The sequence below is a fragment of the Glycomyces mayteni genome (assembly GCF_042428885.1).
In the GTDB taxonomy this organism is placed as follows: Bacteria; Actinomycetota; Actinomycetes; order Mycobacteriales; family Micromonosporaceae; genus Glycomyces; species Glycomyces mayteni.
The window spans coordinates 92,146-105,718 of the sequence record NZ_JBHMBP010000005.1 but is presented as its reverse complement, the minus strand read 5'-3'; the positions used below and the strand labels follow the sequence as shown (position 1 = coordinate 105,718).

The following is a 13,573-nucleotide window of genomic DNA, read 5'->3' as shown; positions in this document are numbered from 1 at the left end:
ACCGGGCCCGGTGGCGGGCGGCTGCGAGAATTCCTCAGTGGGTATTCAGACGCAGCTGCGGCGCGCGAACACGGTGTTCCGGTTCGTCGCGCTCGGCTACCCGGTGCTGCTGGGCGGCCTCGCGTTCGACTCGCTGGTGCGCCCGGTGTGGGCGGCGCTGCTCGTGGTGGTCCTGCTGGGCTGGACGTGGGCGGCGACCGAGTGGTACCGGCGGCGCGGGTACGAGCCGAAGGCCCTGTACACGGACCTGGCGGTGACGGTGTCGGCCGTGGCGGCGTCCTCGTGGGCGCTGGCGACCGACGAGGTGCCGGTGTCGGTGGGGCCGTGGATGGCCGGGGCGGTCCTGGCGTGGGCGGCGGCGTGGGGGCGGCGGTCGGGGGCCGTCGCGGGCGCGGTGGTGGCCGCGGCGGGCATGGCGTTCCGCGGCGGCGTCCACTCCAGCACCGTGAACGAGACGGTGCTGCTGGTGCTCACCGGGTTCGCGGCCGGGCACCTGGTGCGCCTCGGGGTCGTCGCGGAGCAGCGGATGCGCGAGGCCGCGGAGCGGAGCGCGACGGTGCGCGAGCGCGAGCGCCTCGCGCGGGACATCCACGACTCGGTCCTCCAGGTGCTGGCGCTGGTGCAGCGCCGCGGGGCCGAGCTCGGCGGCGAGGCCGCGGAGCTGGGGCGGCTCGCCGGGGCCCAGGAGGGCGCGCTGCGGGCGCTCATCCGCTCCGAGTCGTACCGCGATCCCCTTGGAGGCCAGCGGGACCTGCGCGGGATGGTGGGGCGGCACGAGGGCGCGGCGGTGACCGTGGCGGCCCCGGCGACGCCGGTGCTGCTGCCCGCCGAGACGGCCCGGCAGTTCGCGGCGGCGGTGGCGAGCGCGGTGGACAACGTGCGCGAGCACTGCCCGGCGGCGACGCGGGTGTGGCTGCTGGTGGAGGACGACGGGGAGGCCGTGCAGGTCACCGTCAGGGACGACGGCCCGGGAATGGAGCCGGGGCGGCTCGCGGCGGCGGCCGCGGAGGGCCGCCTCGGTGTGGCGCAGTCGATCGAGGGCAGGATCAGGGAGCTGGGCGGGACGACCGCCGTGGTCTCGGCGCCCGGGGAGGGGACGGAAGTGGAGATGCGCGTGCCGAGGATCGCGGGAGGTGCCGGTGGCGACGCTCGTCGTGGTCGATGACCATCCGATCTGGAGGGAGGCCATCGCCAGGGACCTGGAGGGGGCCGGGCACCGGGTGCTCGCCGCGTTCGGGGAGGGCCGGGCGGCCCTGGAGGGCATCCGGTCGCTGCGCCCGGACGTGGCGATCCTGGACCTGCAGCTCCCGGGCCTGTCGGGGGTCGCGGTGCTCCAGGGGCTCGGCGAGGACTGCCCGACGGCGGTGCTGGTGCTCTCGGCGAGCGGGGAGTCCGCGGACGTGCTGGAGGCGATCAAGGCCGGGGCGCGCGGGTACCTGGTGAAGTCGGCGTCCCCCGCGGAGCTGGCGGAGGCGGTGGAGCGGGTCGCGGCCGGGGACGCGGTGTTCACCCCGGGCCTGGCGGGCCTGGTCCTCGGCGAGTACCGGCGGCTGGCGAACACGCCCGAGCCCGACGAGCGCCCGCGCCTGTCCGAGCGCGAGACGGAGGTCCTGCGGCTCGTGGCGAAGGGCCTGGGGTACAAGGAGATCGCGTCGCGTCTGACGCTGTCGCCGCGGACGGTGCAGAACCACGTGCAGCACATCCTCGCGAAGCTCCAGCTCCACAACCGGGCGCAGCTCGTGCGGTACGCGATCGAGCAGGGCATCGACGGGGACTGAGTACTTTCGCCCCCGCGAAATGAGCGATCCGGCGGATGCGCGAGGCGCCCCGGATGGGGCTCAATGAAGGCATGAACGCCTTCATCACCGCCGCCGGGGCGTACCTCCCCGGGGACCCTGTCGGGAACGACGAGATCGCCGCGCGCCTCGGGGGCGTGGACGAGCGCGGGGACCGGCTCCGCCGCCGCATCCTCGCCGCGAACGGGATCGCCAAGCGCCACTACGCCCTCGACGAGCGGGGGCGCACCACCGAGCTGAACGAGGAGCTCGCCGCGAACGCGCTCCGGTCCATGCTCGGCGACCGCGGGTACATCGCCGAGGACCTCGACATGCTCGCCACCGCGACCACCCAGGGGGACCTGCTGGTGCCCGGGTTCGCGTCGATGGTCCACGGGCGCCTCGGCGGCGGCCCGATGCAGCTCCTGTCGGCGGCCGGGGTGTGCGCCTCGGGGATCGCGGCCCTGGACGCGGCCGTCGCGAAGGTGCGGCTCGGGGACCGCGAGCGGGCGGCCGTGGTCGGCAGCGAGCTGGCGTCCCGGTGGCTGCGGGCGTCGAGGTTCAACGGCGGCAACGACACCGACGCGCACTTCCTGCGGTGGATGCTCTCCGACGGCGCCGGCTCGGTGCTGGTGGAGGCGCGCCCGCGCCCGGACCGGCCCTCGCTGCGCGTGGACTGGGTGCGGACGGTCTCGCTCGCCCACGAGCACGCGGTGTGCATGCGGGCCGGGACCGACGGCTCCTCCCCCGCGCCCGGGCGGACCTGGCAGGACATGGGCAGCGCCGCCGCGGCCGAGCAGGCCGGGATGATGCTGCTGCGCCAGGACACCTCGATGCTCGGGGCGCTCGCCGAAGCGGGACTGAAGGAGTTCGCGTCGCTCGCGCAGCGCGGCCTCATCGACCTCAAGCGGCTCGACCACGTGCTGTGCCACTATTCGACGAACGCGTTCCGGGACATCGTCTTCGACCAGCTCGCGGCCACCGGGGCGCAGATCGACACCGGACGGTGGTTCTCGAACCTGGAGACGCGCGGGAACACCGGGGCGGCCTCGATCTTCATCGCCCTGGAGGAGTGCTGGCGGGAGGGGCGGTTCGAGCCGGGGCAGACCGTGCTCCTCGCGGTGCCCGAGTCGGGCCGGTTCTCGTTCGGGTTCGCGCACCTGACGTGCGTGGGACCCGAAGCGCCGCAGGCGGTGCAGGTGCCGGAGCGGGCGACCGTCCCGGAGCGGGCCGCGATCCCGGTCCGCGAGCCGGTGGTCGCGTCCGAGGGGAGCGTGTTCGCGCGCCTCGACGCGGTCTGGCAGGACTTCGAGGAGCGCCTCGACGACGTCCCGGTCATGCGCCGCCTCGCCGACGGCGAGTCCACCTTGGACGACTACCTGCGGCTGCTGTTCAACCTGCGCCAGCAGGTCGCCGACGGGGCCCGCTGGATCTCCCGGGCCGCCTCGAACTTCTCCGTCGACTACTTCGACCTGCGCAGCGCCGCCATCGGGCACGCGCAGGAGGAGCACCGCGACTTCATGATGATCGAGCGGGACTACGCCGCGTGCGGCGGCTCGATCGAGGCGATCCGCAACGGGCGCAAGAACATCGGTTCGGAGGCGCTGTCGGCGTACATGTTCTGCAAGGCGAGCGAGCCGGACCCGGTCGGGCTGCTCGGCGCGATGTTCATCATCGAGGGGCTCGGCACCGGCAAGGCCGCCGGGTGGGCCGCGCGGTTCAAGGAGCAGCTGGGCCTGCGCGACGACCAGGTGAGCTTCCTGGCCTACCACGGGGAGGCCGACGACGACCACTTCGCGAAGCTCCAGGCGATCCTCGCGTCCCCGCGCGTGGACGACGCCGCCGCGGACGCGATCGTCTCCACCGCGAAGGCCGTCGCGCGCCTGTACGCGCTGCAACTCGAAGAGCTGGACAATGTCTGACCTCGCGGGCCCGCCCCTGTGGGACGCGATCGTGGGCGACCCGTCGCTGGTCCTCGACCCCGAGACGGCCCGCAAGATCGCCGAGGACCAGCGGCGCTGGACCCGCACGTGGCTGTACCCGGTCGCCCGGCCCCTCTCGCGGGTCCTGGCCCTGGTCATCCTGGTGCTCAAGCGGCTCACCCCGGTGCGCTGGACCGCGCACCGGCTCATGGACCGGCTCTGCATCTGGTTCCTGCGCCGCTTCGTGTCCCCGCAGGCCGTGGAGCTGCTCATCAGGCACTTCGTGATCGAGACGAACCTGCTCAACTTCATCGTCCGCAACTGCCGCAACGACATCGAGCCGGTATCCCTGCGGCCCACCACGCTCGCCGGGCTCGGGGACAACGCCGTCATCGAGCACGACGTCAACGTGTACGTGGTGCTCGCCGGGATCGGGCCGCTCGTGTACGACGCCGGCCCCGACTACTCCGGGCTCGACGTCCCCGAGCTCGACCCCGAGCCGGACCGGTTCCGGTTCATGCGCCTGGACATCCAGACGGCCCTGTGCCTCATGAACTTGCCGTTCGCCGCGTGCCTGACCCCCGACGAGTACCGCCGCGCCGTCCACTCCATGCGCTTCGACGACTCGATCCTGGCGATCCTCTCCGAGATCACCGGCGACCCGGCGTTCCTGCGCTGGTGCTCGGGCGACCTGTCGGTGCGCGTGGACTCCAATGCGGACGTGCCGCACGCGGTGTACCGGCACGCCGTGATCTGCGAGTACGCGCACGAGCACCTGCGGCGGCTCTCGATGCGCGCCTGAGCTGCTACCGTCAGCGGCGCAAGCAGAGGGGGCACGCCTTTGGACGCCTGGGTGGCGATCGACTTCGAGACGGCGAACGGCAGCCGCGCCAGCGCCTGCTCCGTGGCCGCGGTGCGCGTCGAGAACGGCAAGGAGGCCGACTCGTACGCGACGCTGATCCGCCCGCCCGCCGGGCACGACCGGTTCGAGTTCCGGAACACGCAGATCCACGGCATCCGGCAGCGCGACGTGTTCGGCGCGCCCACGTGGCGGCAGGCGTGGTCGCAGCTGCGGGACCTCATCGGGGACGCGCCGCTCGTCGCGCACAACGCCGCGTTCGACACCTCGGTGATCCGCGGCGCGAACGCGGCGGTCGGGATCGAGGCGCCCTCGGTGCGGTACGCGTGCACGCTCGTCATCGCCCGCCGGACGTGGGAGCTCGACTCGTACACGCTGCCGCGGGTGGCGCGGGCGGCCGGGATCGCGTTCGGCGACCACCACCGGGCCGAGGCCGACGCGCGGGCGGCGGCGAACGTGCTCCTGGCCGAGCAGCGCGAACACGCCGTGGACTCCCTGGACGGGCTGCTCGACGCGGCGCGCGTCCAGTGGGGCCGTATTCACAGCAGTGGATACGACGGCTGCCGCAAGTATTGACCCTGGTCGATTTCAGTGGGTTCTGGCGGTCTGGACGCCTTCACCCCTTCGGTGTCAAGAACCCGTCAAGGCCGTTGACGCAGGTCAATTGCGGTGGTGCGCTTGAGGGACCAAGCGAATCGCAACCGGAGGTGGATGATGGAGCGCACTCCCTCGACCCCGTACTCCCGCGCCGGCGGCCTGGCCGCCCTCGGCGGTTCCATGCTCGTCGCAGGCTCGATGTTCCTCCCGTGGGCCGATGCGGGAGGAGGGACGGTGAACTTCTGGGGGCTCTCGGGCCTCGTCGACGGCGACGGCGACACCCGCACCTACGGGCTCTCGGTGGCCCTGATCCCGCTCCTGGTGCTGTGGTGCGCGCTGTTCTTCGCGTGGCGGACCCACGAGACCCGCATGGCCTGGGCCTTCGGCGGGTTCACCGGGGCGATGGTGCTCTACGGCGGCGACCTGCGCATCAGCGAGGACCTGGCCGCGAGCGCGCACGGCGCGGGCGAGGTCGTCGCCGCGGTCGGGCTGCTGCTCCTGGCGTCCGGGTGCGTCCTCGCGCTGGCCGCGAACATCCCCGAGCCGGTCCAGTCCCGCACGGACTGGAAGGGCTCGCTCTAGGCGGACCGGAAACCCTGCGGCGGCGGCGCTTCGGCGCCGCCGCCGTCTCAGTCCCCGAGGAGGCGGCGCTTGGCCGCCTCGAACTCCTCCTGCGTGAGGTGGCCCTGGGAGCGCAGGGCGGTGAGTCGCTCCAGTTCGGAGACGATCGATCCGCCGGGGCCGGGGGCCTCCGCGGCGGGCTCGGGCCGCTCCGGGGCCGGGTAGCTCCTGGTCCACGGCAGTCCGACGCCGGCGCGCTCGGGGCGGGTCTCTCGGAAGACCGCGTACACCGGGGTGCCCACCCACTGCTCGCGGGCGCGGACCTTGACGCGGTGGTAGCGGCCGTTGTGGGTGAAGACGAGGTGCGCGGTGCCGAATCCGAGGGCGGCGGCGTCCTTGGCGGCGATGCGGCCGTAGTCGCCTTCGGCGGGGCCGTAGTCGGCGAGGGTCGCGGGGACGCGCTTCGCGCCGAGGAGGAGGGGCCCGTAGCCGGTGGTCTTCAGCTCCGAGAACAGGCCCAGGAGGGCCACCAGCGCGCCCAGGGCCGCGGCCGCGGCGACGATCCGCTGCTCGACGCCGATCGCGGCGGGGGTGGTGGTGCCTTCGGCCACGGCCTCGCTCCAGCCGCGCAGCGCGGCGAGCGGCCCGACCATGACGGCGATGCCGAACCCGACGGCCCTCGCCAACGCGGTCAGCGCGACGAGGAGGCCGATGTTGAGGAAGATCCCCACGATCGGGAGCACGGCGCGGGCGTCGTCGGTGGAGCACTCGCCGCCCCAGCAGGACCAGGCGATGAGGTGGCCGACGCGGGTGCCTTCCTTGATGAACCACCAGGCGGCGGCCGCGAGCACGAGGGAGACGGGGAGCAGGGCCGCGACCCGGCGGGCGGCGCGGGACCGGGCGTCGGGCGGAGGGGAAGAGGGCACGTCCCAAGTATGGACCGGGGCCGCCGGAGGGCGCGGCGCGACGCCGGGGATTGACCTAGAGCGCGCTCTAGGTTCTACGCTCGTTCCATGAGCACACCGCAGCAGAGCATCCACTCCGGATTCGGCGCGACCACCACCGCGGCCGAGGTCCTCGACGGCATCGACCTGACCGGGAAGCACGTCCTCGTGACCGGCGGGTACTCCGGGATCGGCCTGGAGACCACGAAGGCGCTCGCGGCCGCGGGCGCGGAAGTCCTCGTCCCGGCCCGGCGGCCGAAGACCGCGGCGGAGGCGCTCGACGGGATCGCGGGCGTCTCGACGGACGAGCTCGACCTCGCCGACCTCGCGAGCGTCGCGGCGTTCGCGGACCGGGCCCTCGCGGCCGGGCGGCCCTTCGACGCGGTCATCGACAGCGCCGGGGTCATGGCCTGCCCCGAGACCCGCGTGGGCCCCGGTTGGGAGCTCCAGTTCGCGACGAACCACCTCGGGCACTTCGCGCTGGTGAACCGGCTCGCGCCGCTCATCGGTGAGGGCGCGCGCGTGGTCGCGGTGTCCTCGGGCGCGCACCGCAGGTCGGCCATCCGCTGGGACGACCCGCAGTTCGAGGACGGCTACGACCGCTGGGAGGCGTACGGGCAGTCGAAGACCGCCAACGTGCTGTTCGCGGTCCACCTCGACCGGCTGGCGCAGGAGCGCGGCGTCAGGGCGTTCGCGCTGCACCCCGGCGGCATCCTCACCCCGCTCCAGCGGCACGTCCCGCACGAGGAGCAGGTGCGGATGGGCTGGATCCACGAGGACGGCAGCCCGGTCGCGGACACCCGGTTCAAGAGCACCGAGCAGGGCGCGGCCACGCAGACGTGGGCGGCGTTCTCGCCGCAGCTCGAAGGGAAGGGCGGCGTGTACCTCCAGGACTGCGACGTCGCGGAGGTCGGCGAGGGCGGCGTCGCCGAGTACGCGGTGGACCCCGGCCAGGCCGAGCGGCTGTGGTCGCTGTCGGCGGCGCTGACGGGCGTCGACGGCTTCGGGCGCTGACGCCCGCGGGGCGCGGTAGGTTTCCATGCGGAGGGAAGGGAGTCCGCATGGAGATCGGCGAACTGCTGGCCGACGCGTTCGGCCGCGTCCAGGGCGAGGTCGCGGGGGTCCTCGACGGCCTGTCGCAGGAGGACCTGGAGGCCCGGCCGGGCCCGGGGGCGAACTCGATCGCGTGGCTGGTGTGGCACATCGCGCGCGTCCAGGACGACCACGTGTCCGAAGTGGCCGACCGCGAGCAGGCCTGGACCGCGGGCGGCTGGGAGGAGCGGTTCGGCCTCGACCTGCCGCCCGGCGACACCGGGTACGGGCACACCCCCGAGCAGGTCGCGAAGGTCGCCGGGGTGTCGGGGAAGGACCTCCTCGGCTACTACGAGGCGGTCCACGCGAACACCCTGGAGTACGTGGCGGCGCTGAGCGCGGCCGACCTCGACCGGGTCGTGGACACCCGCTGGACGCCGCACGTGACGCTCGGGGTGCGGCTGGTCAGCGTCATCGACGACAACCAGCAGCACGGCGGCCAGGCCGCCTACGTGCGCGGCCTGATCGAGCACGGCTGAGGCGCGGTCAGGGGCGGGCGCCGCGGGAGCGGGTGAGCAGGACCCACAGCCCGACCGCGGCCACCCCGGCGGCGACCGCCGCCGCGGCCCACAGCCACCAGTGCGCGGCGCTCTCGACGGGCGCGACGAGCGCGGCCCGGTCGCTGTCGCAGTCGAGCATGTGGACCTCGTCGGCCGTGGCGACGCAGACCGTGGTCGTGAACCCGGTCCCCTCGCCCGGCCCGAGGTCCCGCCGCTCCACGGCGACCAGGCGCCCCTCCTGGAGCTGCTCCCCCGTCCCGGCCTCCACGGTGTCGCCGAGCTCGACGGTCTCGCCGGGGCCGAGGGAGATCCGCCACGCCGCGCCGCCCTCGGGGAAGGCGCTGCCCTCGTCGGTGGCGGGCTCGGCCGCGGCGAGCGTGAACCCGGCCGGGAGCAGGTGCGAGACGCGCAGGCCCTCGTAGGACTCCTCGCCGGTGTTGGCGACGGTGATCGCGTACTCGACGGTCTCGCCTTCGCGCACGACGTCGGCTTCGGCGGTGCGCTCCACGGTGACCGCGATCGGGCCCGCGTGCGCGGCCGCCCCGGTGAGGACCGCCGCGGCCAGGCCGCAGGCGAGCGCGGCCGTCAGGTTCCAGTGCTGCATGGGGTCCGTTGTAGCCGAAGAAGACGCAGGACGGGCCGTGCGACACGGCGGGGCCGAGGCTCGGGCCGCGAAGGTGAGCGATCCTCGATACGGAGCGCCCCCCGGCTTCGAGTGTGGCGCGGGGGTGCGACGGTCCGGGCCGGGCCCGTGGGTGCCCCGGGCCGGGCCCGTGGGCGCCCCCGGGCCGGGCGTGGGCGGCCCGGGCCGGGTCAGTCGGGCGCTCAGGCGGAGTCGCGGACGACCAGTTCGGTCGGGAGGACCACCGGTTCGACCTCGTGCTCGTCGAGCAGTTCGATGAGGAGGCGCACGGTCTCCTCGGCGACGCGGGCGAGGGGGTGGCGGACCGTGGTCAGGGCCGGGCGGGTCGCGGAGGCGATCACCGAGTCGTCGAAGCCGCCGACGGCGACGTCCTCGGGGACGCGGCGGCCCGCCTCGTGGAGCGCCTGGAGCGCCCCGGCGGCCATGAGGTCGGAGGCCACGAACACGGCGTCGATGTCGGGGACCGCGGCGAGCAGGCGGCGCATCGCGGCCTCCCCGGCGGCCTGCGTGTAGTCGCCGTGGACGACGAGCTGCTTGGCGGCCTTGCGGCCCAGGACCCCCGTGAAGCCTTCGAGGCGCAGCGCGCCGCCGGGCGTGTCGAGCGGGCCGGTGATCATGCCGATCTTGCGGCGGCCCAAGGACACCAGGTACTCGGTCATGGCGCGGGCGCCGCCGCGGTCGTCGGCGGCCGCGTACGGGATCACCGACTCGCGGCCCAGGACCGCGCCGCAGGCCACGGCCGGGATGCCGGAGCGCTCGATCTCGTCGAGCAGCGGGTCCCCCGCGTGCGTCGACACGAGCAGGGCCCCGTCGGCGTGGCCGCCGCGCAGGTACCGGGCGACGCGGTCGCGGCCCCGGTCGTCCCCGGCGATCATGAGCACCAGCGACATGTCCCGCTCGGCGAGCTGGTTCGTGGCCACCCGCATGAGGACCGAGAAGTTCGGGTCCTCGAACAGGCGCTCCTGCGGCTCCGACAGGACCATCACGATCGAGCCGGTCCGGCTGGTCACGAGGCTGCGCGCCGCGCGGTTGACGACGTACCCGGTCTCGGCGACCGCACGGCGCACCGCGGTCTCGGCCGAGAGCGAGACGTTGGACTTGCCGTTGAGGACCCGCGAGACCGTCCCCCGCGAGACCCCCGCGGCCGCGGCGACGTCGTGGATCGTCGGTCGTTTCCGTGCTGCCAAGTTGCTCAGCTCTCCCTTGTGTCTCGGTCATTATGTCCCCGCCCGGCGACCGGGCGGGGGCGGAGGAGCGGGGAGGCCGCCCAAGGGGGGTGGCGGCCTCGCCGTCGGCGGGGGGTTCAGGCGCCGCCGAGCGCCCGCAGCGACGGCAGCGCGTTGCCGTCGAAGTCGAAGAGGGCCTGGTTGGCCCAGGAGTTGCCGGCCTCGTCCACGACGTCGTCGCCGTACTCCATCCCGGCCCGCGAGGCCCAGGCGGTGCCCGCCACCGGGAGCCACGCCGGCTCCCAGTAGACGATCCCGCGGCCGCGTCCCTCCGGGACGGCGTCCACAGTGGCGTACAGGTCGCGCAGGAACGCCGACTGGCCCTCCGGGGACACCTCGTAGCCGCAGCCTTCGGCGAGCTCGGAGCTGAAGACCTGGTCGTGGCCCTCGGGGTGGTCGCCGGTCCAGGCGTACGCGGTCTCCACCACCAGGACGTCGCGGCCGTAGCGGACGGCGATGTCGTTCAGGTTCTCGCCCAGGTCCTTCATGGTGGAGTGCCAGTACGGGTAATAGGACAGGCCGATGACGTCGAAGTCGAGGCCGCGCGCGGTGAGCTCGTCGAACCAGCGGCGGTACAGGGTGTTCGCGCCGCCGAAGTCGAGGTGGACGCAGACCTCCGCGTTGCCCGCCTCGCGGACCGCGCTCGTCCCGGCGCGAAGGAGCCCGGCGAGGCGGTCGTAGGCGGCGGCGTCCTCGGCGGCGTCGCCGTCGGCCCACTGCCGGGACGACCAGTCGAATGTCGGGGTCCTGCCCTCGGGCCAGAGCATCCCGTTGGTGATCTCGTTGCCGACCTGCATCATGTCGGGGACGACGCCCCCGTCGGCCATCGAGGCCAGGACCTCCGCGGTCCAGTCGTGCACGCGCGCTTCGAGGTCGGGGCCCTTGAGGCCGCGCCAGGCCTTCGGTGCGGACTGCTTCTTCGGGTCGGTCCAGAAGTCGGAGTAGTGCAGGTCGAGGAGGAGGCGCTGGCCCGCGGCCTCGGCGCGGCGGGCCAGCGCGATCGTGGTCTCCAGGTCGTTGGTGCCGCCCATGTACGGCTCGCCGGACTCGTCGTACGGGTCCACCCACAGGCGCAGGCGGATCCAGTCGACGCCGCTGTCCGCGAGGAGGTCGAAGAGGTCGCGGCGGACGCCGTCGGCGCGGAAGACCGCGCCGAGCCCTTCGATCTCGGCGGTCATGGACACGTCGGCACCCCGGATGGGCGGCATCTGTTATCCCTTCTCGGCGCCGGCGGACGCGCCGGTCACCAGGTAGCGCTGGAGGACGATGTAGAGGACGGTGATCGGGACGGCGAGGATGACGGCTCCGGCGGCGAAGGTCGTGAACGCGTTCTGGTAGACGTCCTCGATCATGGCGAACAGGCCGAGCGCGACGGTCTGCTTCTCGGGGCTCTGGAGCAGCAGGCGCGGGAGGATGAAGTCCATCCACGGCACGGTGAACTGCGTGATCGCCACGAAGGTGAGCATGGGCCGCATGAGCGGGAGGACGATCTTGACGAAGATGGTCCACCGGCTGGCGCCGTCGATCGCGGCGGCCTCGTCGAGGCTCGCGGGCAGGTTGTCGGTGTAGCCCTTCATGAGCCACGTGTTGTACGGGAGGGCGGCGGCGATGCTCACCAGGGCGAGGCCGGTGAGGGAGTCGAGCAGCCCGAAGTTGAGGAACAGCATGTACACCGCGATGGCGGTGAGGAAGGTCGGGAACATCTGGAGAATGAGGATGCCCAGGAGCCCGACTTTGCGGCCCCGGAAGCGGATGCGGGAGAAGACGTAGCCGCACAGGGCCGACAGGACGACCGAGCCGATCGTGTTGAGGACGGCGACGTACAGGGAGTTGAGGTACCAGCGGCCGTAGTCGGTCTCGGTGAAGAGGCTGACGTAGTGGTCGAGGGTGGCGTCGGCGGGGACGGGGCTGGCGTTGGCCAGGCCGGTCCCGGGGCTGAAGGAGGCGCCGACGATCCACAGGAGCGGGAAGATCACGATGGTCGCGACGACCAGGAGCTCCAGGTGGAGGAAGAGGGTCGCGGTCTTCTCGCCGCGGGGCGCGGTGCGGCGCCTGCGGGCGGGCGCGGTTTCGGCGGTCATGTGATCAGAGCTCCCGGATCGCCTTGGAGCGGTTGAGGTTCCACACCGAGATGGTGCCGACGATGACGAAGATGAGCATGCTCATGACCGCGCCGATGTTGTAGAGCCGGTTGTCCAGGGTGAGGTTGAACAGCCAGGTGATGAGCAGGTCGGTGCTCCCGGCGAACCGGTAGTCGGCGTTGTCGGGGCCGCCCTGGGTGAGGAAGTAGATGACGCCGAAGTTGTTGAAGTTGGAGACGAACGCGAGGATGAGCAGCGGCGCGACCGTGCGGTGCACGACCGGGAAGGTGATGTGGCGCAGCTGCTGGAGCGGTCCGGCGCCGTCCATGCGGGCGGCCTCGTAGTAGCTGTCGGGGATGTTGGTGAGCACGCCGCCGACGAGGGCCATGAAGAACGGGAAGCCGAGCCACAGGTTCACCAGGAGCGCGACGGCGCGGGCGAGGTTGGGGTGGGAGGGGTCGGTGAACCAGTAGACGCGCTCGTCGGTGAGGCCGACGTCCACGAGCCACTGGCTGATCGGCCCGAACTGGCCGTTGAACATCGAGCGGAACACCAGGGCCGAGACGATGCCGGGGACGGCCCACGGCAGCAGGAACACCGAGCGCCACACCCGCGGGAACCTGACCTTCCTGCTGGCGAGGAGCACGGCCTGGAGGAACCCGGCGGCGTAGGTGGTCGCGGTGGCGACGACGGCCCACACGACGGTCCAGCCGAGGACGCCGAGGAACGTGGCGGTCCAGGAGGGGACGGCGAAGATCGTCGCGAAGTTGTCGAAGCCGACCCAGTTGACGAGGTTCTTGGGCGGCAGGTTGTCCCGGTTGTAGTCGGTGAAGGCGACGAGGATGCCGAAGAGCACCGGCAGGACCGACATGAACACGATGAGGACCGCGCCGGGCGACAGGACGATGTACGCGAAGGCGCCCTCCCAAATGCGCTTGAAGTAGGCGAGGGAGGTCTCGCGGTCGCCGCCCTCGTTGAGGCGGCGGCGGTAGGCGTGGGCGTCGCGGACGCTCCAGACCCACACGATCGCCAGGAGCGCGAGGGTGAGGAGCGCGATGAGGCCGTTGGCCATGAGGACGATCGAGTTGTCGCCGTCGGTGAGGCCGGTGACGGTCATCTGGCGCGGCTGGGTGCCGAGCGTGAACAGGCCCCACAGGCCCTTGATGAAGAACCCGCCGTTGCCGCGCGGCGTGAAGTCCATCCCGGCGTAGTAGTTGCCGGTCCCCGTCTCCCAGCCGATCAGGGCGGCGAAGAAGGCGAAGAAGAAGGCGGCCTTGCCCGCCTGCCGGTTCATGAGCTGTCCGGCGCCCCACACCAGGGCCGAGGCGGCGCCCGGCACCGGTGCGGGGAGCCCTTGAGCGGTACTCATCTGC

14 protein-coding genes are annotated in these 13,573 nt (G+C 73.0%); 8 read left to right on the top strand and 6 right to left on the bottom strand.

Going from position 1 to position 13,573, the window contains the following annotated elements:
* Positions 1-37 precede the first annotated feature (37 nt).
* The 6 genes from macS (at position 38) to ACFFXY_RS22045 (ending at position 5,735) form a co-directional block, all read left to right on the top strand.
* Positions 38-1,165, top strand: a complete 1,128-nt coding sequence (gene macS, locus ACFFXY_RS22070; protein ID WP_382355803.1) for a MacS family sensor histidine kinase — start codon at positions 38-40, stop codon at positions 1,163-1,165.
* A complete protein-coding gene (locus ACFFXY_RS22065; RefSeq protein WP_382355800.1) occupies positions 1,140-1,778 on the top strand; it encodes a response regulator in 639 nt (212 codons plus the stop codon). The genes macS and ACFFXY_RS22065 overlap by 26 nt, the downstream gene beginning before the upstream one ends.
* A gap of 71 nt (positions 1,779-1,849) precedes the next feature.
* Complete coding sequence (locus ACFFXY_RS22060; protein WP_382355797.1) at positions 1,850-3,697, top strand: 3-oxoacyl-[acyl-carrier-protein] synthase III C-terminal domain-containing protein; 1,848 nt, start codon at positions 1,850-1,852, stop codon at positions 3,695-3,697.
* A complete protein-coding gene (locus ACFFXY_RS22055) occupies positions 3,690-4,499 on the top strand; it encodes a DUF6999 family protein (RefSeq protein WP_382355794.1) in 810 nt (269 codons plus the stop codon). The genes ACFFXY_RS22060 and ACFFXY_RS22055 overlap by 8 nt, the downstream gene beginning before the upstream one ends.
* Before the next feature lie 39 nt (positions 4,500-4,538).
* Positions 4,539-5,132 (top strand): 3'-5' exonuclease, encoded by a 594-nt coding sequence (locus ACFFXY_RS22050; RefSeq protein ID WP_382355791.1) that lies wholly within the window; start codon positions 4,539-4,541, stop codon positions 5,130-5,132.
* A 138-nt stretch (positions 5,133-5,270) separates the two neighbouring features.
* The gene (locus tag ACFFXY_RS22045; RefSeq protein WP_382355788.1) at positions 5,271-5,735 is read left to right on the top strand and encodes a hypothetical protein; all 465 of its coding nucleotides are present in this window, start codon (positions 5,271-5,273) and stop codon (positions 5,733-5,735) included.
* Positions 5,736-5,782: 47 nt separating this feature from the next.
* On the opposite strand, the gene ACFFXY_RS22040 is transcribed toward ACFFXY_RS22045, so the two are convergent.
* The gene (locus tag ACFFXY_RS22040; RefSeq protein WP_382355785.1) at positions 5,783-6,640 is read right to left on the bottom strand and encodes an SHOCT domain-containing protein; all 858 of its coding nucleotides are present in this window, start codon (positions 6,638-6,640) and stop codon (positions 5,783-5,785) included.
* 87 nt (positions 6,641-6,727) lie between these two features.
* On the opposite strand from ACFFXY_RS22040, the gene ACFFXY_RS22035 reads away from it, so the two are divergent.
* Together ACFFXY_RS22035 and ACFFXY_RS22030 are read left to right on the top strand one after the other, a co-directional pair.
* The gene (locus tag ACFFXY_RS22035; protein ID WP_382355782.1) at positions 6,728-7,672 is read left to right on the top strand and encodes an SDR family NAD(P)-dependent oxidoreductase; all 945 of its coding nucleotides are present in this window, start codon (positions 6,728-6,730) and stop codon (positions 7,670-7,672) included.
* Positions 7,673-7,719: 47 nt separating this feature from the next.
* Complete coding sequence (locus ACFFXY_RS22030) at positions 7,720-8,229, top strand: mycothiol transferase (RefSeq protein ID WP_382355779.1); 510 nt, start codon at positions 7,720-7,722, stop codon at positions 8,227-8,229.
* Between the two features lie 7 nt (positions 8,230-8,236).
* Here the strand turns inward: ACFFXY_RS22030 and ACFFXY_RS22025 are convergent, their stop codons facing one another.
* The 5 genes from ACFFXY_RS22025 to ACFFXY_RS22005 all read right to left on the bottom strand — a co-directional run bounded on the left by ACFFXY_RS22025 (position 8,237) and on the right by ACFFXY_RS22005 (position 13,569).
* Positions 8,237-8,854: a hypothetical protein gene (locus ACFFXY_RS22025; protein WP_382355776.1), complete on the bottom strand. Its 618-nt coding sequence runs from the start codon at positions 8,852-8,854 to the stop codon at positions 8,237-8,239.
* Between the two features lie 221 nt (positions 8,855-9,075).
* Positions 9,076-10,089, bottom strand: a complete 1,014-nt coding sequence (locus ACFFXY_RS22020) for a LacI family DNA-binding transcriptional regulator (protein ID WP_382356706.1) — start codon at positions 10,087-10,089, stop codon at positions 9,076-9,078.
* A gap of 107 nt (positions 10,090-10,196) precedes the next feature.
* Positions 10,197-11,327 (bottom strand): glycoside hydrolase family 53 protein, encoded by a 1,131-nt coding sequence (locus ACFFXY_RS22015; protein ID WP_382355773.1) that lies wholly within the window; start codon positions 11,325-11,327, stop codon positions 10,197-10,199.
* 3 nt (positions 11,328-11,330) lie between these two features.
* Positions 11,331-12,200: a sugar ABC transporter permease gene (locus ACFFXY_RS22010; RefSeq protein ID WP_382355770.1), complete on the bottom strand. Its 870-nt coding sequence runs from the start codon at positions 12,198-12,200 to the stop codon at positions 11,331-11,333.
* A gap of 4 nt (positions 12,201-12,204) precedes the next feature.
* Positions 12,205-13,569 (bottom strand): carbohydrate ABC transporter permease, encoded by a 1,365-nt coding sequence (locus tag ACFFXY_RS22005; RefSeq protein WP_382355767.1) that lies wholly within the window; start codon positions 13,567-13,569, stop codon positions 12,205-12,207.
* Between the last annotated feature and the right edge of the window lie 4 nt (positions 13,570-13,573).

Coding starts and splice junctions, on each gene's coding strand:
- ACFFXY_RS22060 (WP_382355797.1), top strand. CDS start 1,850: ATGAACGCCTTCATCACCGCCGCCGGGGCGTACCTCCCCGGGGACCCT.
- ACFFXY_RS22055 (WP_382355794.1), top strand. CDS start 3,690: ATGTCTGACCTCGCGGGCCCGCCCCTGTGGGACGCGATCGTGGGCGAC.
- ACFFXY_RS22045 (WP_382355788.1), top strand. CDS start 5,271: ATGGAGCGCACTCCCTCGACCCCGTACTCCCGCGCCGGCGGCCTGGCC.
- ACFFXY_RS22035 (WP_382355782.1), top strand. CDS start 6,728: ATGAGCACACCGCAGCAGAGCATCCACTCCGGATTCGGCGCGACCACC.
- ACFFXY_RS22030 (WP_382355779.1), top strand. CDS start 7,720: ATGGAGATCGGCGAACTGCTGGCCGACGCGTTCGGCCGCGTCCAGGGC.
- ACFFXY_RS22025 (WP_382355776.1), bottom strand. CDS start 8,854: ATGCAGCACTGGAACCTGACGGCCGCGCTCGCCTGCGGCCTGGCCGCG.
- ACFFXY_RS22015 (WP_382355773.1), bottom strand. CDS start 11,327: ATGCCGCCCATCCGGGGTGCCGACGTGTCCATGACCGCCGAGATCGAA.
- ACFFXY_RS22010 (WP_382355770.1), bottom strand. CDS start 12,200: ATGACCGCCGAAACCGCGCCCGCCCGCAGGCGCCGCACCGCGCCCCGC.
- ACFFXY_RS22005 (WP_382355767.1), bottom strand. CDS start 13,569: ATGAGTACCGCTCAAGGGCTCCCCGCACCGGTGCCGGGCGCCGCCTCG.